General features: G+C 66.1%; 21 protein-coding genes. 19 read left to right on the forward strand and 2 right to left on the reverse strand.

The window, feature by feature from the left end; all coding sequences use genetic code 11:
- Positions 1 to 9 precede the first annotated feature (9 nt).
- From sycN to Q1X76_RS02545, 13 genes are all read left to right on the forward strand, one after another.
- On the forward strand, positions 10 to 384 hold the full coding sequence (gene sycN / locus Q1X76_RS02485; protein WP_300717894.1) for a type III secretion chaperone SycN: 375 nt from the start codon (positions 10 to 12) through the stop codon (positions 382 to 384).
- Positions 385 to 386: 2 nt separating this feature from the next.
- Complete coding sequence (locus Q1X76_RS02490; protein WP_300717895.1) at positions 387 to 755, forward strand: type III secretion protein; 369 nt, start codon at positions 387 to 389, stop codon at positions 753 to 755.
- 1 nt (position 756) lies between these two features.
- On the forward strand, positions 757 to 1,113 hold the full coding sequence (locus tag Q1X76_RS02495; RefSeq protein WP_300717897.1) for a tetratricopeptide repeat protein: 357 nt from the start codon (positions 757 to 759) through the stop codon (positions 1,111 to 1,113).
- Positions 1,110 to 3,203: a type III secretion system export apparatus subunit SctV gene (gene sctV / locus Q1X76_RS02500; protein WP_300717898.1), complete on the forward strand. Its 2,094-nt coding sequence runs from the start codon at positions 1,110 to 1,112 to the stop codon at positions 3,201 to 3,203. Before Q1X76_RS02495 ends, sctV begins: the two co-directional genes overlap by 4 nt.
- A gap of 9 nt (positions 3,204 to 3,212) precedes the next feature.
- Positions 3,213 to 3,470 carry a type III secretion system export apparatus subunit SctS gene (sctS, locus tag Q1X76_RS02505; protein ID WP_300717899.1) on the forward strand — a complete coding sequence of 86 codons (258 nt, stop codon included), beginning with the start codon at positions 3,213 to 3,215 and terminating at the stop codon, positions 3,468 to 3,470.
- A 61-nt stretch (positions 3,471 to 3,531) separates the two neighbouring features.
- Entirely contained in the window at positions 3,532 to 4,368 is an 837-nt protein-coding gene (sctT, locus tag Q1X76_RS02510) for a type III secretion system export apparatus subunit SctT (protein ID WP_300717901.1), read from the forward strand.
- A 60-nt stretch (positions 4,369 to 4,428) separates the two neighbouring features.
- Entirely contained in the window at positions 4,429 to 5,472 is a 1,044-nt protein-coding gene (gene sctU / locus Q1X76_RS02515) for a type III secretion system export apparatus subunit SctU (RefSeq protein ID WP_300717903.1), read from the forward strand.
- Between the two features lie 2 nt (positions 5,473 to 5,474).
- Positions 5,475 to 6,770: a sigma-54 dependent transcriptional regulator gene (locus Q1X76_RS02520; protein WP_300717905.1), complete on the forward strand. Its 1,296-nt coding sequence runs from the start codon at positions 5,475 to 5,477 to the stop codon at positions 6,768 to 6,770.
- Complete coding sequence (locus tag Q1X76_RS02525) at positions 6,767 to 8,821, forward strand: SpoIIE family protein phosphatase (RefSeq protein ID WP_300717906.1); 2,055 nt, start codon at positions 6,767 to 6,769, stop codon at positions 8,819 to 8,821. The genes Q1X76_RS02520 and Q1X76_RS02525 overlap by 4 nt, the downstream gene beginning before the upstream one ends.
- A gap of 6 nt (positions 8,822 to 8,827) precedes the next feature.
- Positions 8,828 to 11,167 (forward strand): MFS transporter, encoded by a 2,340-nt coding sequence (locus Q1X76_RS02530; RefSeq protein WP_300717908.1) that lies wholly within the window; start codon positions 8,828 to 8,830, stop codon positions 11,165 to 11,167.
- On the forward strand, positions 11,164 to 12,675 hold the full coding sequence (locus tag Q1X76_RS02535) for a hypothetical protein (protein ID WP_300717910.1): 1,512 nt from the start codon (positions 11,164 to 11,166) through the stop codon (positions 12,673 to 12,675). The genes Q1X76_RS02530 and Q1X76_RS02535 overlap by 4 nt, the downstream gene beginning before the upstream one ends.
- Positions 12,668 to 13,861, forward strand: coding sequence for an alanine racemase (locus tag Q1X76_RS02540; protein WP_300717911.1), 1,194 nt, complete (start codon positions 12,668 to 12,670; stop codon positions 13,859 to 13,861). Before Q1X76_RS02535 ends, Q1X76_RS02540 begins: the two co-directional genes overlap by 8 nt.
- Entirely contained in the window at positions 13,858 to 15,012 is a 1,155-nt protein-coding gene (locus tag Q1X76_RS02545; RefSeq protein WP_300717913.1) for an ABC transporter substrate binding protein, read from the forward strand. Before Q1X76_RS02540 ends, Q1X76_RS02545 begins: the two co-directional genes overlap by 4 nt.
- 802 nt (positions 15,013 to 15,814) lie before the next feature.
- Here the strand turns inward: Q1X76_RS02545 and Q1X76_RS02550 are convergent.
- Positions 15,815 to 16,561 (reverse strand): DUF364 domain-containing protein, encoded by a 747-nt coding sequence (locus Q1X76_RS02550; protein ID WP_300717915.1) that lies wholly within the window; start codon positions 16,559 to 16,561, stop codon positions 15,815 to 15,817.
- 220 nt (positions 16,562 to 16,781) lie between these two features.
- Positions 16,782 to 18,359 carry a lysylphosphatidylglycerol synthetase family protein gene (locus tag Q1X76_RS02555; protein WP_300717916.1) on the reverse strand — a complete coding sequence of 526 codons (1,578 nt, stop codon included), beginning with the start codon at positions 18,357 to 18,359 and terminating at the stop codon, positions 16,782 to 16,784.
- A 243-nt stretch (positions 18,360 to 18,602) separates the two neighbouring features.
- On the opposite strand from Q1X76_RS02555, the gene greA reads away from it, so the two are divergent.
- The 6 genes from greA (at position 18,603) to groES (ending at position 23,079) form a co-directional block, all read left to right on the forward strand.
- The gene (gene greA / locus Q1X76_RS02560; protein ID WP_168935013.1) at positions 18,603 to 19,091 is read left to right on the forward strand and encodes a transcription elongation factor GreA; all 489 of its coding nucleotides are present in this window, start codon (positions 18,603 to 18,605) and stop codon (positions 19,089 to 19,091) included.
- Positions 19,092 to 19,248: 157 nt separating this feature from the next.
- Positions 19,249 to 20,352 (forward strand): AI-2E family transporter, encoded by a 1,104-nt coding sequence (locus tag Q1X76_RS02565; RefSeq protein ID WP_300717918.1) that lies wholly within the window; start codon positions 19,249 to 19,251, stop codon positions 20,350 to 20,352.
- 6 nt (positions 20,353 to 20,358) lie between these two features.
- Positions 20,359 to 21,216 (forward strand): D-alanyl-D-alanine carboxypeptidase family protein, encoded by an 858-nt coding sequence (locus tag Q1X76_RS02570; protein WP_300717920.1) that lies wholly within the window; start codon positions 20,359 to 20,361, stop codon positions 21,214 to 21,216.
- Positions 21,217 to 21,297: 81 nt separating this feature from the next.
- The gene (locus tag Q1X76_RS02575) at positions 21,298 to 21,504 is read left to right on the forward strand and encodes a twin-arginine translocase TatA/TatE family subunit (protein WP_006004692.1); all 207 of its coding nucleotides are present in this window, start codon (positions 21,298 to 21,300) and stop codon (positions 21,502 to 21,504) included.
- Positions 21,505 to 21,515: 11 nt separating this feature from the next.
- Positions 21,516 to 21,953, forward strand: a complete 438-nt coding sequence (locus Q1X76_RS02580) for an ACT domain-containing protein (protein WP_300717921.1) — start codon at positions 21,516 to 21,518, stop codon at positions 21,951 to 21,953.
- An 835-nt stretch (positions 21,954 to 22,788) separates the two neighbouring features.
- Positions 22,789 to 23,079 carry a co-chaperone GroES gene (gene groES / locus Q1X76_RS02585; RefSeq protein ID WP_300717923.1) on the forward strand — a complete coding sequence of 97 codons (291 nt, stop codon included), beginning with the start codon at positions 22,789 to 22,791 and terminating at the stop codon, positions 23,077 to 23,079.
- Positions 23,080 to 23,116: the final 37 nt, after the last annotated feature.

Here is a 23,116-nt window from a genome sequence, read left to right on the forward strand (position 1 = left end):
GGAGATGCTATGCTGGATCATGAACTGGATGCCCTGTGGAAGCGTATGGGCCTGCCCCCGCTGCGTTTTTCCCCGCAAGGGCTGATCGCGCTGGATATAGATACCATGGGCCGCCTGCATTTCGAAAGGCAGCAGCGGCACGGCGAGGAGGAGCTGCTGCTCTACCTGGCCCGGCCCTGCCCGGCCCACGACCGGACCCTGCCGGAACGCGCCCTGGCCCTGTGCCATTATCATCATGCCCGCGCCTTCCCCCTGACCGCGGGCATGCGGGGGGATACCCTGATCCTGCTGACCCGTCTGCCCGAGCGGCAGGCCACCGCGGCCCGCATCGAAACCGCCGTCATGGAACTTGCGCAGGCCATGAACGACCTGCAGGGAGTTTGAACATGTCGCACTCGCCCGTCAATCTGCTGGATCCCGGACTGGGTATCCAGAACGTCATGGATCCCGGTACGGACGGCCACCTGCCTGCGGCCCGGCCCCTGGCCTCCAGCGCCATGCGCGAGGCGGGGCTGGACGAGCTGTACAACAGCCGCCGTGCCTCGCAGCAGCTGGACGCGGCCCTGTGCCCGGCCCTCGGCGACGGTTCCATCCTCCAGCCCGAGATATTCCACATGGAACTGCAGGGCAGCCTTGCGGCGCTGCGGGACAGCGACAAGCCCGCCGTCCGGGCTTTCGTACGCGACGAACTGGCGCCCCTGCTGGAAAATACCGAGCTGCTCCGGGCCTATACCGGCCTGATGGTGGGAGGCTAGCATGGCGGAGGGCCGTTCCCCGCTCACGGCAGGCCAGTGCCGCTCCCTGCAGGTGCTGGGGCATCTTTTCCTGCGCATGGGCCGGTTCCAGCGGGCCAGGAAACTGGCCCTGGCCCTGCTGGCCCTGGATCCCGACGACGCATGGGCACGGCGTTGTCTTGCCGTGGTCTGGCTGGAAACGGGCGATGCCGAACGCGCACTGGAACAGCTCGACCGCCTGCTGGCAGGCGGGCCCCTCCCTTCGCGCGATGCCGTGCTGCACCTGCTCCGGGCCCGGGCCCTGTGGCAGGCAGGACGCGCCGATGAGGCGCGCAACGCGCTCAACGCCTATCTTGCCGCCGGGGGGAGCCATCTGTGAGCCTGTTTTCCGACGCACGCAACATCGTCTCCCTGACCACGCGGCACAGTGACCTGGCCCTGGTGGGCCTGCTGGTGGCCGTCATCGCGCTGATGATCATGCCGTTGCCCACGGCCCTGGTGGATACGCTCATCGGCGCCAACATGGCCCTGTCCTTCGCCATCATGATGATGACCATGTATGTCAGGACACCGCTGGAATTTTCCTCCTTCCCCACCATGCTGCTGTTCACCACCCTCTTCCGGGTGGGCCTGAACATCACCACCACCCGCCTGATCCTGCTCAATGCCGACGCCGGCGAGATCATCCAGACCTTCGGCGAATTCGCCCTGGGCGGCAACTTCGTAGTGGGTGCCGTGGTCTTCCTGATCCTGACCATCGTGCAGTTCCTGGTCATCGCCAAGGGCGCCGAACGTGTGGCCGAAGTGGGCGCGCGCTTCACCCTGGACGCCATGCCCGGCAAACAGATGTCCATCGACGCGGACATGCGCGCGGGCGTCATCGACATGGAGGAAGCCCAGCGCCGCCGCGAGATCATCAGCCAGGAAAGCAAGATGTTCGGCGCCATGGACGGCGCCATGAAGTTCGTCAAGGGCGACAGCATCGCCGGCATGATCGTGGCCGTGGTCAACATCGTGGGCGGTACCGTCATCGGCATCACCCAGCACGGCATCTCCGCCGGCGAAGCGCTGGAGATCTACGGCATCCTGACCATCGGCGACGGCCTCGTCTCCCAGATCCCCTCGCTCATCATCGCCATCTCGGCCGGTATCCTCATCACCCGTTCCGGCGACACCCAGGAAGACGTGGGGGCGCAGATCGGCGGCCAGTTCTTCGCCCAGCCCAAGGCCCTGCTCATGGCCGGCGGCCTGATCTTCCTTTTCGCGCTCATCCCCGGCTTCCCCAAGCCGCAGCTGTTCGCCCTGGCCTTCGCCATCGCCGGTCTCGGCTACATCCTGGACAGGATCCGCTCCGCCCCCGCGCCCCGGGATGCCCGCAAGGAACTCGACCAGTCCCTCAAGTCCGCCACCCGGAAGGAGCGCAAAAGCCGTCCCTCCGGTCCCCAGGACGATTTCGCGCCCACGGTGCCCATCATCCTCGACATCTCGGAGGCTCTGGCGACCTCGCTGGATTACGATGCCCTCAACGACGAGCTGGCCGCGCTGCGGCGTGCCCTCTACTTCGACATGGGCGTGCCCTTTCCCGGCATCAACCTGCGCGTGACCCCCTCCCTGCCCGGGCTGACCTATGAACTGCAGGTCAACGAGATCCCCATGTCGCGCGGCCAGATGGAAGCGGGCATGGTGCTGGCACGCGAAAGCGAGGACACCCTGCGCATGCTCGGCGTGGAGGTCAGACATGGCGAGAACTTCCTGCCCGATGTGGAGAGCCTGTGGATCCCGGCGGAAAAACAGGCTCTGCTGGAGCAGGCAGGCTTGACCTGCATGGGCCACTCCCGCATCCTGGCCTATCACCTTTCGCTGGTGCTGGCCCGGCATGCCTCCAGTTTCATCGGCATGCAGGAGACGAAGTACCTGCTGGACCGCATGGAAGAACGCGCCCCGGACCTGGTGCGCGAGGCCACCCGCCTGCTGCCCGTGCAGCGCATCGCGGAGATCTTCCAGCGTCTGGCCCAGGAGCAGGTCTCCATCCGCGACCTGCGGAACATTTTGGAAGCCATCATCGAATGGAGCCCCAAGGAAAAGGATACCGTCATGCTGACCGAATATGTGCGCGGCGCCCTCAAGCGCCAGATAAGCTACATGTATTCGCGGGGCCAGAACATGCTGCCGGCCATCCTCATGGATCCCTCGGTGGAAGAGACCATCCGCAAGGCCATCCGGCAGACCTCGGCCGGGGCCTTCCTGGCGCTCGACCCCGACACCTCGCGCCGCTTCATCGCGGCCGTGGGCACGGCGGCGGGCGACTACCGCAAGCATGTCCAGCGGCCCGTCCTGCTGGCCAGCATGGATATCCGCCGCTATGTGCGCCGCCTCATCGAAGGGGAACACTACCGGCTGCCCGTGGTCTCCTACCAGGAGATCACCCCGGAGATCAGCGTCCAGCCCGTGAACAGGATCCGCCTCTAGGAGCAAGGCATGGAACTCGCCATCGATTACGCTGTCAACGCCCTGTATCTGGTCATGATCCTTTCCCTGCCGCCCATCGTGGTCGCCTCGGCCGTGGGCATCGTCCTCAGCCTTGTCCAGGCCATCACCCAGCTGCAGGAACAGACCCTGACCTTCGGCGTCAAACTGCTGGCCGTGGGCGTGACGCTCTTTCTGATGGGCAAATGGCTGAGCGGCGAGATACTGCATTACAGCGAGGACATCTTCAACCGTTTTTACCTGCTCTGAACGGCAGGGGCAGCCGCATGCCGGACCGTGATCCGGCGGCGCCGGTGCGGACAGGACGCGCATGGATCTTTCGCAATTCTTGCAGGAGATAGGGGCCTACGGGCACCTGACGGCCTTGCTGCTGGGCATGCCGCGGCTCTTCGCCCTGGTGGCCGTGGCGCCCTTTTTCGGGGCCTCGGTCGTCACGGGGCAGATACGCATGCTGCTGGTCCTGGCCCTGTACCTGCCCATGCATCCCGTCATCTTCAGCGAACTCACGGACGAGATGACGCTCTCCGCCGCGCTTTCCCTGGCCGTGGGCGGCCGTCTGGCCCTGCTCCTGTTCAAGGAGGCCGTCCTCGGCCTGATGATCGGTTTTCTGGCGGGCATCGTCTTCTGGACGGTACAGAGCGCGGGCTTTTTCATGGACAACCAGCGCGGCGCCACCATGGCCGAAGGGGCGGACATCCTGTCCGGCGACCAGAGCAGCCCCCTGGGGCAGCTGCTGTTCCAGAGCCTGGTCTATATTTTTTATACCTCCGGGGCCTTCCTGGCCTTCGTGGGACTGGTCTATGCCAGCTACGGCATCTGGCCGGTGACGGAGCTCCTGCCCATGGCCGTGTCCCAGGGCGCGCCCCTGTATTTCGCGGAGAAGGTGGGCTGGCTCATGGGCCACATGCTTTTGCTGGCCGGGCCCATCGCCGTGGCCTGCCTGCTGACCGACATCGCCCTGGGCCTGGTCAACCGTTTTGCCTCGCAGCTCAATGTTTATGTGCTGGCCATGCCCATCAAGTGCGGCATCGCGGCCTTCCTGCTCTGTTTCTACTTCGGCCTCCTGCTGTCGCACGCGCCGGAGCTGTTTGATTTCACACGCGAATCCATCCTCAAGCTGGACAATGTCCTGCCGGGAGGGGACTAAGACCGCCGGCCTGCGCCGGGCCCCGGGGCCTGACGCTGGGCACGGCAACGGCATGCGTCCATGAGCAGTGAAAAGACCGAACAAGCTACGCCCAAACGCCTGCGGGACATCCGGGCCAAGGGGCAGGTTGCCAAAAGCCAGGACGTGCCCTCGGCACTGACCGTCATGGCGGTGGCGGTCTATCTGCTGGCCATGGCCTCCGACATGCTCAAGACCATGCTGACCATGGGCGAGATCCCCATGCTGCTCATGAACAGGCCCTTTGACGAGGCCCTGGAGCTGGCCGCCACCTCGACCCTGCTCTGCTCCCTGCGCGTGGCCGCCCCGCTCATCGGCATGGTCCTGGCCGTGGCCCTGTGCGCCAACCTGATGCAGGTGGGGGTGCTGTTCGCACCGCAGGCCGCCATGCCCAAGCTGGAGAACCTGGACATGGCCAAATGGTTCAAGCAGGTCTTCTCGCTCAAGAACCTGGTGGAATTCGTCAAGAACATCCTCAAAGTACTGGTCCTGGGACTGAGCGTGTACATCATTTTTGCCGACTATCTGCCGCGCCTGTTCCGCATCCCGCAAGGGGACATCGGCGACATGTGGCAGCTGCTCGGCTCCGCCTGCGGCGAGCTCGTGCTGACAGCGGCGGGCGTGTTCTGCGTCATCGCCGCTGCGGACTGGTGCTTCCAGAAATGGCAGTTCAACAAGCAGAACATGATGAGCAAGGACGAAGTCAAGCGGGAATACAAGGAAAGCGAGGGCGACCCGCTCATCAAGGGCAAGCGCAAGCAGCTGCATCAGGAGATGATCGCCCAGAACCAGCTCGCCAACGTCAGGAAAGCGAAGGTGCTCGTGACCAATCCCACCCATTTCGCCGTGGCCCTGGACTATGAAAAGGACAAGACCCCCCTGCCCGTCATCCTGGCCAAGGGGCAGGGCGTGCTGGCGCAGCGCATGATCGAGATCGCCAGGGAAGAGGGCATCCCCGTCATGCGCAATGTCCCGCTGGCACGCAGCCTGTATGAACAGGGGACGGAAAACGCCTATATCCCCCAGGACCTCATCGGCCCCGTGGCCGAAGTGCTGCGCTGGGTACAGTCCCTGCACAGAGGATAACCATGCCTGACAAAAACACCCGTACGCTCGACCTGCTGATCCATCTGTGCGACGACCTCGCCTGGGGCCGTCCCGCCGATGCGGATGCCCTGTTCGCCCTGACCCGCAGCGGCAGCTCCACCCCGGCCCTGGAACGTCTGGCCGAGGCCTTCGGCATGATGATCGTCAAGGTGGAGACCCGCGAATTCCAGCGGGCCGAACTGCTGGAAAAGGTGGAACAGCTTGAGCAGGAACTGGAAAAAAGCCGGGCCCGCCTGCATGAGGAGAACCGCCATGTGGTGGAGACCCTGCAAAGGGAATACAACGTCCGCCGCATCATCGGCCACTGTCCGGCCATGAAACAGGTGGTGGCCCAGGCGCTGGCCATCGCCCGGCGGCCCATCAATACCCTGATCCTCGGGCCTTCCGGTACGGGCAAGGAGATCTTCGCCAAGACCATCCATTACCACTCGCCCCGGCGCGATGCGCCCTTCGTGGCGGTCAACTGCACGGCCATCCCCGATTCCCTGTTCGAAAGCGAGATGTTCGGCATCGAAAAGGGCGTGGCCACCGGCGTCAGCGCCCGGCGCGGTCTGGTGGAGGAAGCCTCGGGCGGGACGCTTTTCCTCGACGAGCTGGCGGACATGTCCCTGCCCAATCAGGCCAAGCTGCTGCGCGTCCTTGAAGAACGGGAAGTGCTGCGCGTGGGCAGCGCCAGGCCCGTGCCCGTGGACATCAAGATCATCGCGGCCACCAATGTGGATCTGAAGCAGGCCGTGGCCCAGGGGCGTTTCCGGCAGGATCTCTACTATCGCCTCAACGTGGCCGAGCTGACGCTGCCTCCGCTGCACGAGCGGGGGGACGACATCCTCCTGCTCGCCCGCCACCTGCTGGCCCAGCATGCACGCAACATGGACCGCGAGCCCCTGACCCTGGCCCCGGCCACCCGGCAATGCCTGCTGGCCTACGACTGGCCCGGCAATGTGCGCGAGCTGGGCAACGAGATGGAACGGGCCGCCGCCCTGACGGTGGACAGCGTCGTCCGTCCGTCCGATCTTTCCCCCAAGCTGCTCGCTGCCCTGGCCCGCAGCGGCGGCATAGGCGTTCCAGGGGCGGCCATTCCGGCAGCGGAGCCCGCCCTGCCTGCTTCCTTCAATCTGGAAGAGGCGGAGCGCCTGCTGGTGCAGCGAGCCCTGGAAGCCTGTCAGGGCAACAAGAGCCGGGCCGCGGAGCTGCTCGGCATCACCCGGGAAGGTCTGCGCAAGAAACTGCTGCGTCTTGACCGGAATCCCAGCGCCCCCGACAGGGAGGATGCATGAATCTGAGCCTTCGTCTGCGACTGGCCCTGCTGGTCGCGGCCTCCATCGCCCTTACCGTGGGCCTGGCCCTGTACCTGACCTGGCAGCAGGTAGGCGAACATATGGAGACCCTTGAGGAAAAGAACTTCGCCAGCCTGCTGCGCGTCGAAGAAGAACGCCTCAATACGGCCTCTCTCGACTATCTGGGCGCCAAGGTGCGCTCCGTGCTCCTGCGCAAGGCCCAGCTGCGTGATGCCGCCGCCCGTGTGCAGGCCCTGCTGCGCTTCACGACGCCGCTGCCCGCAGGGCAGACGGACCTGGCTTCCCGGCAGGCCCTGCTCTCCGTCATGGATGCCGCCAGTCTCGGCCTGGCGGACAGCGTGGACAGCATCCGCATGGAGATCCTGGACATGGAGCTGCTCCGCCGCGGGGGCACGAGCCGCCTGGGACTGGCCGCGGGCCTGCAGGACGTCAAGCAGCGGCCCCTGCAGCGCCTGCTCGGGCATCTTTCCCGGGACGGCGACTTTGCCGTGCTGGACCTGCCCCGGCTCATGGCCACCAGCGAGGGCGAGATCCTCTCTGGCACCTACCGGCCGGTGCTGGCCCACTTCCTGCCGCTGGACCATGCGCGCCCGCCCCGCGAGGTGCTGGTCTCCATGATCCCGCTGGATGACCTGGAAAAGATGGCCGCCCAGGTCAAGGAGCGCCTGCTGGAAAGCATGCAGAAAAAATTTCAGGAGATCCCCCTCTATGCCGGCGGTCTCATCGTCCTGCTGGACAGGGAGGGGACTGTGCTGGCCCGTGGCGGTGACGGCAGTCTGCCGGACGGCTTCACCACGGCACGGGCCGAGGCACGCCGCACCGGCATGAGCAAGGTCGTCCTCCCCTCCGGGCAGGGGGACATGCTCTGTCTGCTGGGCAGCATCCGGGCCTTTGACTGGAACGTGGCCATGATCGCGCCCCTGGCCGCCATCAGGGCGCCGTCCGACGCCCTGCTGGCCCGCCTGCTGGCCGTGATCCTGCCCATCATGGCCCTGGCGGCCCTGCTGGCCCTGCTCACCCTGGTCAGGACCCTGCATCCCCTGAAGCTGCTGACCCGCAGGACCAGGGAACTGGCGGCCGTGGACTTTTCCGCTCCGGATGCCCTTGACCGGCTCGAACCTCTCGTCAGCCGTGGGCTGCCGCTGGAACGCCGGGACGAGCTGGGGCAGCTGGCCCGCGCCTATGCCCGCATGGGCGGCGCTCTGGCCGTCAACATCCGCAATCTGATGGAGGCCACAGCCAGCAAGGAACGCATGGAAGGGGAACTTTCCGCCGCACGCGAGATACAGATGGGCATCCTGCCGCCCCCGGACGGCGCGCCGGAGATCTGCGGCTTCCGGGCTTCGGCCTTTCTGGACCCCGCCAAGGAGGTCGGTGGCGACCTGTACGACTTCTTCATCACCCGCGACGGTCGCCGTGCCCTGGTGCTGGGCGACGTCTCCGGCAAGGGGGTCCCGGCGGCCCTGTTCATGTCCATGACCGTGACCCTGGTGCGTTACGCCCTGGATTCGGGCCTCGATCCGGCGGCCGCCATGAGCCGGGTCAACACCATGCTCGAGGCCCACAACCCCGGCAACATGTTCGTGACCCTCTTCCTGGCCCTGTACGATCCCGACAGCGGGGAACTGGTCTATGCCAACGGCGGGCACTGTCCGCCCTATATCGTGGACGCCGCCTGCGACAGGCCGCCCCGCACGCTGGACAGCCTGAGCGGCCCTCTGGTGGGCGTCATGCCCGATGTGAGCTACGAGCTTTTCAGGGACAGCCTCGGCGAACAGGAGACCTGCCTGATCTTCACCGACGGCGTGACCGAAGCCATGAACAGCGGCAAGGAGCTGTACGGCGAGGCCCGTCTGCAGGCCTTCCTGGCCCGACACCGCGACGCGGCGCCCCGCGAGCTGCTGGCCCTCATCTTCAGTGAACTGGTCCGCTTCCGCGGCGACGAGCCGCAATCGGACGACATCACCATGCTGGCCTTCTGCCGTACCGGCGGCGACGCAGGCGCGACCCCTGCCCCAACCTTGAACTGACCGACCATGAGTACCCTGCCTTCCGACAACGGCGTGCGCAAGCACCTGGCCAGCCTCCTGACCGGCTGGACCGCCATCCTGCTGTGCAGCCTGCTGCTCTACGATGCCCTGCTCTTCTCCTCCCTGCGTACCGAGACCAGGGACAATATGCGCGCCTCGGCCGCCGTGGCGGCCGTCAGCCTGAAAAACCGCATGAGCATGGGCATCCGCTTCGGCAAAAAGCTGGAGACCTATCACGGCGTGGACAGACTGCTGGCCAGCGTGGGGCGCGCGGCGGACATGCCCCTGGCCGTCCTGGATGCCCGGGGCAAGGTCCTGCACCGCTGGGGGCCCTTCCCCGTCCTGCCGGAGATCCGCACGGAGTTCCCGCAGCCTGCGGAGACGCATGTCCTGCCCCTGGAGCAGGGGGAACTGCTGCTGACGCCCGTCAGTGACCGCAACGGCCGGATCGCGGGGCACATCGGCGTCTGGCTGCCTTCCGCCGCGATGGACCAGAGGCTGCACGAGCTTTTCCGCCAGCAGCTGTACTTTCAGGGAGGCCTGGCACTGGCCGGCATCCTGCTGCTGGTCCTCTGCCTTTTCCTGCAGGGACGCCGGGACACGCCCCGCAACCTCTGTATCGGCATCTTCCTGCTCATCATGCTGGGCAACGGCGCCATGGCCCTGCACACCGTCAGCCGGCAGTATACCCTGGGGCTGCAGGAGGATGCGGCGCATACCGGCGCCATCCTGACGGAAGACCTCAACCGCCTGCTGCTGGTGGGGGTCTCCCTCGACAATACCGCCCGGCTGCATGCCTACCTGGAAAGGGTCGCCGCCACCCATGACGACGGCATCGTGCTGGATATCCTCGATCCCGCAGGCAAGGTCTATGCCTCCAGCCATGACAGGGCCGCCGGCGCCCCCGATCTGCTGCCCCAGGGACAGGAATTCGCCCTGCTGGAACTGGCGTCCGGCTTTTCGCTCAGCGGCGACGCCCTGTCGCAGGGCTGGAAACTGCGTGCCTCCCTGACGCGCGGCCCCTGGCTGGACCGCCTCGTGGCCAGCGGTCTGGACATCCTGACCCTGGTGGCCATCTCCCTGATCTTCATGGTGGAGATGTTCCTGCTGTTCGCCCGCTGCCTGGAAGCGCGGCTGCGCAACGAGACGCACAGCCACGCGCACCGCAGCTCCCTGTTCCGTCCGCTGATGTTCGTCTTCGTGCTGGCCATGGACATGAGCATCTCCTTCATCCCCCTGCGCATGGCCGAGCTCACGCCCCCCGGCATGCTCTCGCGCGATGTGCTGCTGGGGCTGCCCATTTCGGCGGAGATGGGCATGACCGGCCTCAGCGTGCTGGTGGCCGGGACATGGATGAAGCGCCGGGGGGCCCGGCAGCCGCTCATGACGGGCATCGTCTTCATGGCGCTGGGCTATGCGGCCTCCATGCTGGCCTGGACGCCTTGGCTCTTCATCGGCGCACGGGCCCTGGTGGGTCTGGGCTACGGTCTTTCCCTGCTCACGGCCCAGGCCTATACGGTCAGGGACGGCAATCTGGCGGACATGTTCGCGGGCGTCTACGCCGGTTCCCTCTGCGGCAGCGCACTGGGGGCCATGCTGGCGGAACGCCTGGGCTACGGGCCCGTGTTCGCCATCTCCGCCCTCATCCTGGCCTGCCTGGCCCTCGTGCCCCTCTACCTGCTGCGCGGCCCCGCGCAGGCGGCAGCGGCAGAGCAGGGGACGGCGGCCGCCCGGCTCACCCTGCCGCAAATCCGCCGCCTGCTGGCGGATCGCCGTTTCCTGGCCTTCATCCTGCTGGCCCTGCTGCCTTCGGCCCTGCTGTGCGTGGGCTTCCTCAACTATTTCCTGCCGGTCTTCCTCAAGGAAGCGCAGGTGGCGCAATCCAATATCGGCCGCGTCTACATGCTCAACTGCCTGATCGTCATCTACAGCGGGCCCCTGTTCGCCCGCCTGGTCGGCAGGAGCCTGCACAAGAGCCGCCTCCTGTTCTGGGCGGGCATCCTTTCGGCCCTGTCCGTGGCCAGCTTCTGCCTGCTGCCGCCCCTGCCGGCCTCGGTGGCGGGCTCCATCCTGCTGGGTCTGGCCACGGGCCTCAACATCCCGGCCCAGAGCGAATACCTGCTGGAACTGGACATCGCCCGGGCCATCGGCGTGGATCAGACCATGAGCCTGCTGGATGCCCTGCAGCGCGTGGGGCAGGTCATCGGGCCGGTCTGCGTGGGCGGCATCCTGAGCGTCATGAGTGTGGACAGCGCCGCCCGCTGGGCGGGCATCGGCCTGATGCTGATCTCGCTGCTCTTCCTGGTCCTCGTGCGTCCCGGACGCTCTGACGGAGGCCGGGCATGAACGCGGCCCGGGAATGGCTCCGCCCCCTGATGCCCGATGCCCTGGCCGCGTTCGAACGGGCCGGGGATCTGAGCCTGGCGGCATATGCGGCGGCCCTGACCAGGGACGCGCCCCGCGCCCCGGCCCTGCAATCAGGGGAAGACCTCGTGGAACTGGCCGCAGAGGCCTGCGGACGTCTGTATTCCCCGGCGCTGGGAGAGGCCCTGCGGCGCGAGCTGCACGAGGACTTCCACGCCCTGACGGCCAACCATCACGGGGTGGACTTCCACCCGGAATTTTTCCAGGGCGACCTGCTCTTCGCCATGAGCTGCCGCCATGCCGTGCCCCTGTTCAACTGCGGCGCCGTCCCCGGCAACAATGTGGCCTATCCGCGCGGCATCCTGCTGGCACTGGAGAACCCCGGCGAGGCGAGCTTCCGCTGCCGGCGCCTGCCTGTCCTGCCGGGCCGCCACCGGCATGTGCTGGTCAGCGTGCAGCCGCCCTTCGCGGCGTCGGCGGTCCGCCTGCCCTCGCACATGCCCGGCCTGCCGGACACGCTGCCCCGTGCCGCCCTGGATCGTCTCGTGCAGGCCGTCTACCTGCATCCGCGCGTCCTGGCGCAAGGCCGCTTCCGGGATCAGGCCAGCCTCATGAACAGCCTGCTGTGGCAGGAAGTCATGGACAGGGCCTGCCCTGTGCCGCCGCTGGTCTCGCTGGACATGCAGCAGCTGTGCGCGGCCCTGATCCGGGCCGATCTGGAGCGACCCGACAGTCTGGTGGGCCGTCTGCTGCTGCAGCCGCCGCTGGTCGCCGCCATCTGGGAGGAACTGAACGGGCAGCGGGCCTGCTGGACAGGGACCAGACAGGACCTGCAGCGCGGCAGCTTCCTCTTCTGGGGCGTGGACGGAGAAGGCCGGGCCCTGGCCCTGCGTCCCTCGCAGGATCGCCGCAGTCTGGTGGCCGTCAGGGACGCCGGCTGGCGTCTGCCCCTGCAGTCCGCCCCCCTCTCCCGGGCCCTAGAGCAGGAGCGCATCCTGCCGACGCTCTTCCTGTATTTCACCACCGTCTCCGCGGCCCGCGGCCTGCGCTGCACCGGGGGCATCTTCCAGACCAGCTATCTGCCGCGCATGGTCCACGGCCTTGCCGACGCCCTGCGGCGGTGCGGCGAGCCGGGCATGGCCGACCGGCTCCGGGAAAGCTTCAGCCCCTGCCCTGCCTGCACGGGCCTGCTCCCCCTGCGTCTGCCCTGCCCCGGGGGACCGCTGCAGAGCGCAGGGCAGGGAGCCGGTGCCGCCGACCTCTGGCTGGCAGGGGGCCTTTCGCCCGCCTTGTGGCAGGCCATGCGGCAGACACGGGTCCGCGACGCGCTGGCCGTCTCGCTGCCGTATCATTATGAAGATCTGGCAGGGCAGGCCATGCAGCCGTCATTGCTGGCCCGGCTCCTGGAGCAGGTCCCGCCTGCCCGCAGCCTGCCCTTTACGGGATCCCGCACCGCTGAAGCCTGTACTTCGGAGCGCCATCATGCCTGAACTGGAGATCAATATGGACGCGCTGGCCCACAATCTGCGCCTTGTCCGGCGTCAGGGACACGCATGGCGGTTCAGCTTCCTGCCTGTCCTGAAGATGGCGGCTTCGCATCCGGCCATCGTCGCCTTTCTGCGTGCGCAGGGCTGCCGCAGCTACGGTATCGCGGACATGACGGAGCATCTGCTCTACGGCACGGAGCCCCCCTCCCGGGAGGGACGTGTCCTGATCAATCTGCCGCCCCCGGACAGGGCGGACGACGCCGTGCGCTGGTTCGAGCGCAGCGCCTTTTCCAGCGAGGGCACCTTCCGGGCCCTTGACCACGCCGCACGCGCCGCCGGCCTGCACCATGACACGCAGCTCATGGTGGATATCGGCGACATGCGCGAAGGCATCCCCTTGGCCGATGCCCGCGCCCTGCTGCGGGCCGTGGGGGCGGCCTCGCGACGCGCGGCCCGGGGCCCGGGGGCGCATGTGGCCGGGATCGGTGTCAATCTGGGCTGCCTGTACGGCACCTGCCCGGATGACGAGAACATGGCCCTGCTGGAAGGACTGGCGGCCCAGGCCGGTCCGCTCCTGGGCCATGCCCTGCAGCGTGTCAGCCTAGGCGGGAGCATCTTCTGGAACTGGTTTGCCCGTCGCGAAGGTCGCGGGCCGCGCCTGCCGCGGGACTGCGTCATGGAATTCCGCATGGGGGATCCCCTGCTGCTCGGCCGGGACATGTACCGCAACGAGCCCCTGCTGGGCGGGAATTTCCGGCAGGACGTCTTTTCCCTGTCCGCCACGGTGCTGGAAGTGACGGAACGGGACATCCACCCGCCCCGGCAGAGCGTCCACAACGGCCGTGGGCGGTCCGCCCGCTGTCCCGAGCTGGGCAAAAGGCTCCGCGCGCTGGTGGACTGCGGCAGCCTGCACACGGATGTGCAGGGCCTGGTCCTGTCCCGGCCGGATTGCTGGATCGCCGATTTCAGCGGCAATTATGCCATCCTTGATATGACCGGCAGCCCGCGCCCTCCCGTACCGGGGGAACGCATCCGCTTTTTCCCGTCCTACTGGGCCGTGGCCCGCACCTGCCGCCTGCCCCATCTCCCCAAGACCATCGTCCACGACAGCCGCCCCGGGCCCGCAGGCTCCGGGGCCTGCAGCGTCGCGCCCCGTACGGACGCGGCATCCCCTTCGGAGGTTTCATGAAGACAGCATCGCGCCCATTCCCGGCGTTTTCCGTCCGCATCGTCCTGCTGTTCCTGCTGGCCTGGAGCTGCGCCTTTTCCGCTGTGGCGCAGGCACGGCCTGCCGGCGACAAGGCCTGGCGGGTGATCTATGTGGAGGGCGGCCCCTTTTCCGACTATCAGCGCATCTTCCAGGGCCTGGCCCTGGGACTGGAGGAACGCGGCCTCATCGAAAACGGCCATGTGCCCCTGCCTTCGGACAGCGAGGAGACGCAGGGCATGTGGCAATGGCTGGCCAGCCATGCCGGCGGGGAACGCATCGTCTTCCTGCCTGACGGCTTCTATTCCGCCGGCTGGGACAAGCAGCAGCGGGAGCGCATCCGGCAGGACGTCCTGCAGCGCATCCGGGAAAGGAAGGATGTGGACATGATCCTGGCCTTCGGCACCTGGGCCGGACAGGACTTCTCCGCCCAGGACCTGCCCGTTCCGGTCATCGTCTCTTCCGTGACCAATGCCGTGGATTCCGGCATCATCCCTTCGGTCAGCGATTCGGGACGGGACAATCTGGTGGCCCCCATCGAACCGGACCGCTTCAAGCGGCAGGTCCTGCTGTTCCACGACATCTTCGCGTTCAAAACGCTCGGTATCGCTTACGAGGATACCCCGGCGGGTCGCGGCAGCATCGCCCTCAACGAGATCGAGGACGCTGCCGGAGAGCTGGGCGTCACCCTGGTGCGTTGCACCGATACTTTTGACATACAGGACGCGAACCTGGCCTCGGACAGATTGCTGGCCTGCCACAAGAAGCTGGCGGAACAGGGGGTCGAGGCCGTCTACCTCACCTATAACGTGGGCCTGCAGGCGGACGCCATGCGGCGGGTGCTGCAGCCCCTGGCCGATGCCCGCATCCCGACCTTTTCCCAGCTGGGCTCGCCGGACGTGGTGCACGGCGCGCTGTTGAGCGTGGCCCAGTCCAGCATCACCGAAGAAGGCCGCTTCAGCGCCGGTCTTGTGGATGCCATCCTCAAGGGAGCGCGCCCGCGCGACCTGTCGCCCGTTTTTGAAAGCCCGGTCAGCATGGCCCTGAACCTGTTCATGGCCACGCTCATCGGCTGGAACCCGCCGCTGGAAGTGCTGGCGGCCGTGGACGAGTTCTATCAGGAAATGAAATAGGGCATGCGGCGCAACGGTGCACGGCCCTGCGCGGAGCGCGTGTTTGGCCGTCTCCCCGCGCCGTTTTGCCACAGGGCGGACGTGCTGCGGCCCTGCCTGCCCTGCTATGGCGGGCTACCGCACGCGAAAAGCCGCAGACAAGGAGGACGTATCGTTCAACGGTACGTCCTTTTGCGTTTGGGGGCCCTGTCCCCAAGGCACAGCCGCTGCCCTGTCCTTCCGGCATGCCGAGGAAGGCTCTGCCGCATGTCCCGCCATAGGGCTCATGTCCCGGACGCGATCGCCGGGGCCAGTGCTGCGGGACGCATGAAGACGGCCCCGTTACCCTGCATACAGAAGCGCGGGACAGAGAGGAATGCCTTTCCTGGTTGGCCCCGGGCTGGCTGCGCAAGGAGGACAAAAAGACGCTCCGCGGCACGGCCCGTCGCCTTCCTTCACGCCGCAGGAGACCTGACCTTCGGGGCAGGTCCCTGCGCCGTCCTGCAGGCGCGGCTCCCCGCCCACAGCCGGGCATAGCCCGCCGTGCTGCCGCGCAGCGCGATATGCAGTAGGCCCCGCAGGGGCGCGGGCAAAAGATGCAGAACCCTCTCCCGGCACATGTCGCACATGCGCCAGGAGAGCCGCTGCGCCAGCATACGGCAAAAGATCCTGTCACTGTCGGCCATCGGTGTACCTCCGCGTATGGCGACAGTCTGGCCCCCTTCTCCGGCAGAAGCGTGTCAGCCGCCCGTCATTCCGGCGACTATGGCGGCGGGCCGGCTCACGGCCTGACGGGGAAGGCCGTCACGGAGCCCGGCACAGCTCAGGCCGACATGGGGCAGAAGCGTTCCGCCCCCAGCGCACGGGCGGCCCCGGCACAGGAGGTGCCGAAGAACAGCACAGGCTTGCCGATGTCCAGAAAATCGACGAACGTGCCGTTGCACAGGGTACTGCCCGTACACAGCACCAGTTCCGCCCAGTCCCGGACCACGTCCCCGTATGCGCTCGCCCCGTTTTCCACGGTCACGCCGGAGCGCACGCTGCCCACGATCTCGGGATTGAGGTCCAGGACCCGCACGCTGAACTCCCTGACCAGCCGGGCCAGCAGCGCCGGCTGGAAGCCCACCAGGGCGATGCGCGGCCTGCCGAAGCGCTCCCGCACCAGCGCGGCGTAGCGTTCCGCGCACTGCTCCGGGCCGTCATCCCGGCAATGCACCGTATTGCCGATCTCGCCCGTGGCACGCAGGACGGCGTTGAGCGTGGCCACCAGGATGCCCCGGGCCTGGGGATCGCGTGCCGTATCCAGTGCCAGTACCTCGGCCAGCGAGCCTTCGAAATCCACGGGCGCGCTGGTGAAGGCCTGGCCGAGCGCCTCACCGAAACGGGCCTGGAGCATGATCTCCTTGCCGTTGAGGATGGGATAATCCGTCCGCGCCGTCCGGCCGATGGCCTCCTCCGGCGTCAGGCCGCGGCTTTTCAGACTGATGCTGGCTTCGTCCAGATGGTGCCGCTCGATGGCATCACGCAGGGCCTGCCTGAGCCGGGCGTACAGGTCTTCTTGCGTCATCATGTAGCATGCCTCCAGATAGGGTTGGCTGCCTTCGCTGCGGGGAATGCCTGAGGCGGCGGAAGAGACCGCCGGACCGGGGCCGGACTGGACAGGGCAGGTCCCGCACGCTGCCATGCGCTGCCGGAGCGGTCGCCCTTGCAGGGACGGCCCGGACGGGCCGCGCGTGGCAGCGACAAAAAAGGGGCCACCCCTTTCCGGGGCAGCCCTGATCGCCAAAAAGCTAGGCGTGCGGTCCTTGCCCTTGCCGCAGTCCCCGTTCCTGCAGGCGCTTGCGGGCGCGCAGGCTGACCCGGAAAATCCACGACAGCAGGACCACGACCAAAATGCCCATATCGGCCAGCAGCACGCGCGAGGCGTTGAAATGCTGCTCGAAGCCCCAGAGGGTGGCCCTGTCCCAGGCGGGATGATAGATGAACCAGCCCATGCCTATGGCCAGCCCCAGCATCGCGAAGGCAAGGGCCAGCCAGGGGGCCGGGATGGCTTCTTCCCAGAAGAAGGACGAACGGTAGAAGCGGCGCCGGGACAGCCAGACCGTGATCAGCACCACCAGGGCGGCACCGGCGGCCAGGAAGGACAGGCCCTTGAGCAGCGCGCCCGCGATGCCCAGCAGCAGCAGGATCATCGCCATCCAGAAGGCCCTGTTCTGCCGCCGTTCCAGACCATACGCCACAAAGAGCAGCATGGCCCCGGAAAGGGCGCAGACCAGATGTCCGCCCATGATCAGGGGGCGGGGCAGGAAGGAGAGCTGCGCCACCACCGAAGGCAGGGTGGGCAGCATGGCGGAGACCAGCAGGATGCAGCCGCCCACGAAGGTCGTGTAGGCCGCGATGGAATGGGAGATCACCGACAGCCAGCGCCCGGCTTCCCGCAGGGTGTTGCGGCTCTGCCGGGCCTCGTACACGGCCAGCAGGGCAGCGGCGGCCAGCAGCGGCAGGATGAAGTAGATCAGGCGGAACAGCAGCACCCCGGCGAACACGGCCTGCTCGCGCGGGGTATGGGTCAGGTGCAGGATGACCAGCTCGAAGACCCCCACGCCGCCGGGCACATGGGTCAGCACCACGGCCACCTGGGCCATGAGGTAGCTGGGCAGGAAGTCGATGAAGCCGATGCCCAGATCACCGGGCAGGAGCACATACATGCAGCCGGCGGCGGCGATCAGGTCCACCCCGGCCACCACCATCTGGGCCACCGCGATCCGGGGGACGGGAAAGACGAACTCCTTGCCGAAGATGTGCACCGGTTTGCGGATGGTGAAGCAGAGCACCAGATAGGACAGCGCGATGGCCAGGAGGATGCCCCCCAGGAAGCGCACGTCATGGATGGGCATCTTGGCCAGCAGCTCGTCGGGGATCACGGGCGGCGCCAGCAGGAAGACCACGCCGCACAGGCCCAGGGCCCCGACCCAGAAGGTGACCGCCAGCATCAGGACCAGACGCACGATCTCGACCAGGGAAAAGCCCCAGGCCGAATAGAAGCGGTAGCGGACGCTCGTCCCGCCCAGCAGGGCGCCGAAATTGTAGCTGACGGCCTGTCCCACCAGCGAGACGAGGCCCACGCGCGGCAGGGGCAGGGATTTGTGGATGGCCTTCAGGGCCAGCCAGTCATAGCCCACCAGGATGATGTAGTTGACGATCATCAGGCCGATGGAGAAAAAGATACTGCCCATGGAGACCTGATGGATGCTCTCCCTGATCTGGGCGATGCTGTAGGCTTTGAGCTTGTGATACAGAAGATATATGGCCAGCACGAAAAGTGCCGTGATGAGAACAGGCCCCAGGTAACGCAAGTATTTTTTCATGGCGTTCCGGCAAGGTAAGAATGTTGTTCAAACTATCTCCAGCATATACGCAGCGGCTCCCCTGTGCAAGCGCAACCTCTTTCGCGGTGTCCTGTCGGGCAGGATCCGTCCGCCGGCCGACAGGGCTTGACCAATATCCGGGCAGCGGCTATAGTGAGTCAAACAAATGCATTTTTCATGCGCTCCGCTGCCCGCGCAGCGGACGCTTTTTTTTCATCCGACGAACAGAGGTGTACCATGGCCGTGACCAATATCCCCATTTCCAAGCAGGGCTACAAGCGACTGGAAGAAGAGCTGGCCCGCCTGAAGAGCGAACGCCCTGCCATCATCCAGGCTATCAAGGAAGCCCGCGAAGAAGGCGACCTGCGCGAAAACGCCGGCTATGACGCCGCCCGCGAACGCCAGGGCATGGCGGAAGCGCGCATCAAATACATCGAATCGCGCATGGCCCTCTATCAGGTCGTCGATCTGGACAAGCTGAGCGGCGACAAGGTCATCTTCGGCTCCACCGTGGAGGTGGAAGACGTGGATACCGAAGAAAGCAGGACCTATACCATCCTCGGCCCCGATGAAGCCGAACCCGCCAAGGGCTCCATCTCCTTCCTTTCGCCCGTGGGCCAGGCCCTGCTGGGCAAGGAAGTAGGCGATGAAGTGAGCGTGGACATCCCGCGCGGCCGCGTGACCTACGAGATCGTGGACATCACCTTCCGCGGTTCCAGCATCTTCGACTAGCCGACGTCCTCTGCGCCCGCCAAAGCCCTGTTGCACAGCTGCACAGGGCTTTTTTTCGCTCCCGGCCCCGCGGCGGCTCGTGACAAAGAGAACTTGGCAGCCCCGGCCCGGCGTGCTATGCTCGCCGCGATTTACTCTGCCGTACAAAGGTCCACGCATGCCCAATATCTTGCCGCGCATCCTGTACATCCTTGCAGCACTGGCCTGGTTCCTGCTGCTCCGGCCCAATCCTGTCACCATCGTCATGGCCGGATGCTTCGCCTGCCTGACGCTGCCCAGCTACAGGCGCATGCGCTGCGTGACCCGCCGCTGGCGCAAGCATTTGCGGCTGCGCCACCCCGGGAGGCCCGGGCAGTTCATCGCCTCCTGCTTCCACCGGCTGCCGCTTTACGGCTATATCCTCCTCGTCGTCTCGGCCGTGGTCATCCCCATCAGCACCCTGGTCCTGCTGGTCTCGCCCCAGGTGGCCGGAGGCCTGGCCCGTCTGCGGGAGCTGCAGGCCAACAACTTCCAGCTGCCGCCGGAATGGGTCATGCGCGTCCAGGAGCTGCGCCACAGCCTGGCCGCCTATCCCAAGGTGGACAAGATGGTCTCGGAATTCCTCAGCAACCTGGACGCCCTGCTGGCCGATACCATGGGCCTGCTCATCAACCGCAGCGTGGACGTCCTGGGCGGCACCATGACCGTCCTCTGGACGCTCTTCCTCTTTGTGACGCTGACGGTCATCTTTGCCGCCTATGCCGGCAAGATCAACCTGGTCACCGCCCGCATCTGCCACATCCCCGCCACCATGCTGCGCCGCTTCGTCCTGGCCGTTCGCCGGGCCCTGCAGGGCGTCATGCTGGGCATCGTCCTGGTCGCCATCGCCCAAGGCTTCCTCTGCGGTCTGGGCTTTGCCGTGGCGGGGATCAAGCAGCCCGCCTTCTGGGGCCTGCTGGCCACTGTGGTGGCCCCCATCCCCTTTGTGGGCACGGCCATCGTCTGGGTACCGCTCTGCATCTCCCTCTGGTTTTCCGGCGATACCATGCCCGCCGTGGGTCTGGCGCTCTGGGGGAGCCTGGCCGTCACCAGCGTGGACAACATCCTGCGCCCCCTCTTCCTGCAGCAGGGCATCAAGGCACCCTTTTTCGTGCTGATCGTCGCCATCCTCTGCGGCCTCGGCAGCTTCGGCCCCATGGGGCTCATCATCGGACCCGTCCTGCTGGCCATCGCCATGCAGGCCGTGGAAGAGGCCCATCAAACGTATCATCATACAGCCTGAGGCACCATGTTCCACTCCCCTTCCCTCCCGGGGCGCTGGCTGTGCGCCCTTGCATGCGTCCTTGCCCTGCTGTGGCTCCCCGACAACGCCGATGCCGCCCGCAGGGCCCGTGCCGCCGTCATGATCAACCTGAGCACCGGCAAGGTCCTGTACGAGCACAACCCCAACCTTTCCATCCCGCCCGCCTCCCTGACCAAGGTGATGACCATGTACCTCACCCTGGACAGGATCAAGACCGGCAGGCTGAAGCGCAACACCACCTTCCGCGTCCATCCCACAGCGCGGGTGGGCGGTTCCAAGATCCGCCTGCGCCCCCGCCAGCAAGTCAGCGTTGACCAGCTCCTCTACGGCATGGCCGTGGCGTCGGGCAATGACGCGGCCATGGCCATATCCCAGCATATCAGCGGCAACAGCCGCAACTTCACCGCCCAGATGAACCGCAAGGCCCGCCAGCTGGGCATGAAGAAGACCGTATTCAAGAACCCCACGGGCCTGCCGGCCGCCGGGCAGCGCACCACGGCCCGCGACATGGCCACACTGGCCCGCGCCTATCTGCGCAACCATCCCCAGGCCCTGCGCTACCACAAGCAGCGCTCCTTCCGCTTCAACGGGCGCACCCTGGGCGCCACCAACACCCTGCTGGGCATCAACGGTGTGGACGGCCTGAAAACAGGCTGGACCGTGGCCTCGGGCTACAACATCATCGTCACGGCCCGCCGGGGCAAGACCCGCCTGCTGATCGTGGTCATGGGCGGCAGGAGCCGTAACGCGCGCGACATGGTGGCCCGCGAGCTTCTGGAGGCCGGGTTCAAGACCCCCGCCTCTCCGGCACAGGTACGCAAGTGCATGCGGGGTATCCTCTAGCACGTCTTGACCTCGTACGGCACACGTCGTATGTTTCGACTATCAATGGCCTGAACGGCCCAACATCCAAGGGAGGCCCCCATGTTCGGCATCGGCATGCAGGAACTTTTGCTTATTTTGATCGTAGTGCTGCTCATTTTCGGCGCCAACAAACTGCCGGAAATCGGTGGCGGGCTGGGGCGGGCCATCCGAAATTTCCGCCGGGCTTCGTCCGAACCTGACGAGATCGACATCACCCCCGGCAAAGACAAAAAGCCCACCTCGGGCGACGATGCCCCCAAAGCGTAGAGGATCCTGCCATGAAAGCTGAACAACTTTCCGTTTTTCTGGAAAACCGTGCCGGCCGTCTGGCCGAAGTCACCCATACGCTGGCCGAGGCCGGCGTCAACATCCGCGCCCTTTCGCTGGCGGATACCTCTGATTTCGGCATCCTGCGCCTCATCGTGGACGATCAGGACAAAGCCAAGGCCGTGCTCAAGGAACACGGCTTCACCCTGGGGCGCACCAGCGTGGTGGCCGTCCAGGTGCCCGATGCGCCGGGCGGGCTGGACAGCGTGCTGCAATTCGTTTCCCAGCACGGCATCAATGTGGAATACATGTATGCCTTCATCACCCGTGAGGCGGACTGCGCCATCATGATCTTCCGTTTCGACAAGACCGACCAGGCCGTGGATCTGCTCAAGGCCAATGGCTTCACCATCCTGCCGCCGGACCAGCTGTTCGGCGCCAAAGCCTAGTCGCCCTTCGTTCCGTCAGGCCCCGCTTCGGCGGGGCTTTTTTTGTGCCGTCCGCATAGCCCGCTGCCTGCCCTGCGGCCAAAGGGCCGCGTCCGCCTGAGCGTCCGCACGGGCGTGTCGACACGATCCACAGCTTGTCTGGAGGGAGAGGGAAAGCCCTCATCTCTGCTGCCGATACCCGTGGCTTCCTTCGTCGCACGGGCGCGGCCTGCGGCCGCCATCCGGTCGATGCCCGCGCGAGAGGGCGTTCCCTTCCCCCAGACCCGCCCTTTTCCCGACGCGCTTTTTCAAATGAGCGCGGGAGCATGTGGCAGGAATCCTTCACGGGGCATGCGTGACAGATCTTCGCCATTTGTTTGAAATAAATTATAAAATTTGCATCGATACGCCTTAGACCGTCCGCATGGCATGCCGCACGGCAGCGCCTTCGGACAGTGCGCACGCCCCCGGCCTGTCTTTCCTTATGGACCGCAAGCACCCGACGTCAGGCCCGCATCCCCGCAGCGAGTCATCCGTACGGGGCCGTCGTACACGCCGCAGGCTCCCGGGGCAGGCCGTTCCGGCCTGCCCCGGGCGTTCCCTCCTCTGCACATAAAAGTTTTTTACCGCCATATCATGCTTGAATCATTTGATTTTTATCAGAAATTCGCATTTTTTGCAAAAAAATTCCTTTTTGCCCCTTTTCAAGCGCCAAGAGCGTCTTATCTAGTATCCCGTTGCGGGACCGCAGCAAGGGTTTACGGCGGTCATGACGCGATAATTTCAGCATCCGCCCCGCGGACGCTGTGCATGCCACCAGGATGTGGCCATAAAAATTTTTGGAGGATCTGACACCATGAAACTGCAGCCCCTGAACGATCGTGTGCTGGTCAAGCGCCTGGAAACCGAAGAAAAGACCGCCGGCGGCCTGTACATCCCCGACACCGCCAAGGAAAAGCCCTCCAAGGGTGAAGTCATCGCCACCGGTCCCGGCAAGGTCCTGGAAAACGGCACCCGCGTCGAACTGACCGTCAAGCAGGGCGACCTGGTGCTCTTCAACAAGTATGCCGGCACCGAAGTCAAGCTGGATGGTGTTGAACATCTGGTGATGCGCGAAGAAGACATCCTCGCCGTCCTGACCGACTAAGCATCCGCCCCGTCGTCTTCCCTCTCCGTTTTTCGAT

It is taken from the genome of uncultured Desulfovibrio sp. (assembly GCF_949282365.1).
Taxonomy (GTDB): Bacteria; Desulfobacterota; Desulfovibrionia; order Desulfovibrionales; family Desulfovibrionaceae; genus Desulfovibrio.

Coding starts and splice junctions, on each gene's coding strand:
- sycN (WP_300717894.1), top strand. CDS start 10: ATGCTGGATCATGAACTGGATGCCCTGTGGAAGCGTATGGGCCTGCCC.
- Q1X76_RS02490 (WP_300717895.1), top strand. CDS start 387: ATGTCGCACTCGCCCGTCAATCTGCTGGATCCCGGACTGGGTATCCAG.
- Q1X76_RS02495 (WP_300717897.1), top strand. CDS start 757: ATGGCGGAGGGCCGTTCCCCGCTCACGGCAGGCCAGTGCCGCTCCCTG.
- sctS (WP_300717899.1), top strand. CDS start 3,213: ATGGAACTCGCCATCGATTACGCTGTCAACGCCCTGTATCTGGTCATG.
- sctT (WP_300717901.1), top strand. CDS start 3,532: ATGGATCTTTCGCAATTCTTGCAGGAGATAGGGGCCTACGGGCACCTG.
- sctU (WP_300717903.1), top strand. CDS start 4,429: ATGAGCAGTGAAAAGACCGAACAAGCTACGCCCAAACGCCTGCGGGAC.
- Q1X76_RS02520 (WP_300717905.1), top strand. CDS start 5,475: ATGCCTGACAAAAACACCCGTACGCTCGACCTGCTGATCCATCTGTGC.
- Q1X76_RS02525 (WP_300717906.1), top strand. CDS start 6,767: ATGAATCTGAGCCTTCGTCTGCGACTGGCCCTGCTGGTCGCGGCCTCC.
- Q1X76_RS02530 (WP_300717908.1), top strand. CDS start 8,828: ATGAGTACCCTGCCTTCCGACAACGGCGTGCGCAAGCACCTGGCCAGC.
- Q1X76_RS02535 (WP_300717910.1), top strand. CDS start 11,164: ATGAACGCGGCCCGGGAATGGCTCCGCCCCCTGATGCCCGATGCCCTG.
- Q1X76_RS02540 (WP_300717911.1), top strand. CDS start 12,668: ATGCCTGAACTGGAGATCAATATGGACGCGCTGGCCCACAATCTGCGC.
- Q1X76_RS02545 (WP_300717913.1), top strand. CDS start 13,858: ATGAAGACAGCATCGCGCCCATTCCCGGCGTTTTCCGTCCGCATCGTC.
- Q1X76_RS02550 (WP_300717915.1), bottom strand. CDS start 16,561: ATGATGACGCAAGAAGACCTGTACGCCCGGCTCAGGCAGGCCCTGCGT.
- Q1X76_RS02555 (WP_300717916.1), bottom strand. CDS start 18,359: ATGAAAAAATACTTGCGTTACCTGGGGCCTGTTCTCATCACGGCACTT.
- Q1X76_RS02565 (WP_300717918.1), top strand. CDS start 19,249: ATGCCCAATATCTTGCCGCGCATCCTGTACATCCTTGCAGCACTGGCC.
- Q1X76_RS02570 (WP_300717920.1), top strand. CDS start 20,359: ATGTTCCACTCCCCTTCCCTCCCGGGGCGCTGGCTGTGCGCCCTTGCA.
- Q1X76_RS02575 (WP_006004692.1), top strand. CDS start 21,298: ATGTTCGGCATCGGCATGCAGGAACTTTTGCTTATTTTGATCGTAGTG.
- Q1X76_RS02580 (WP_300717921.1), top strand. CDS start 21,516: ATGAAAGCTGAACAACTTTCCGTTTTTCTGGAAAACCGTGCCGGCCGT.
- groES (WP_300717923.1), top strand. CDS start 22,789: ATGAAACTGCAGCCCCTGAACGATCGTGTGCTGGTCAAGCGCCTGGAA.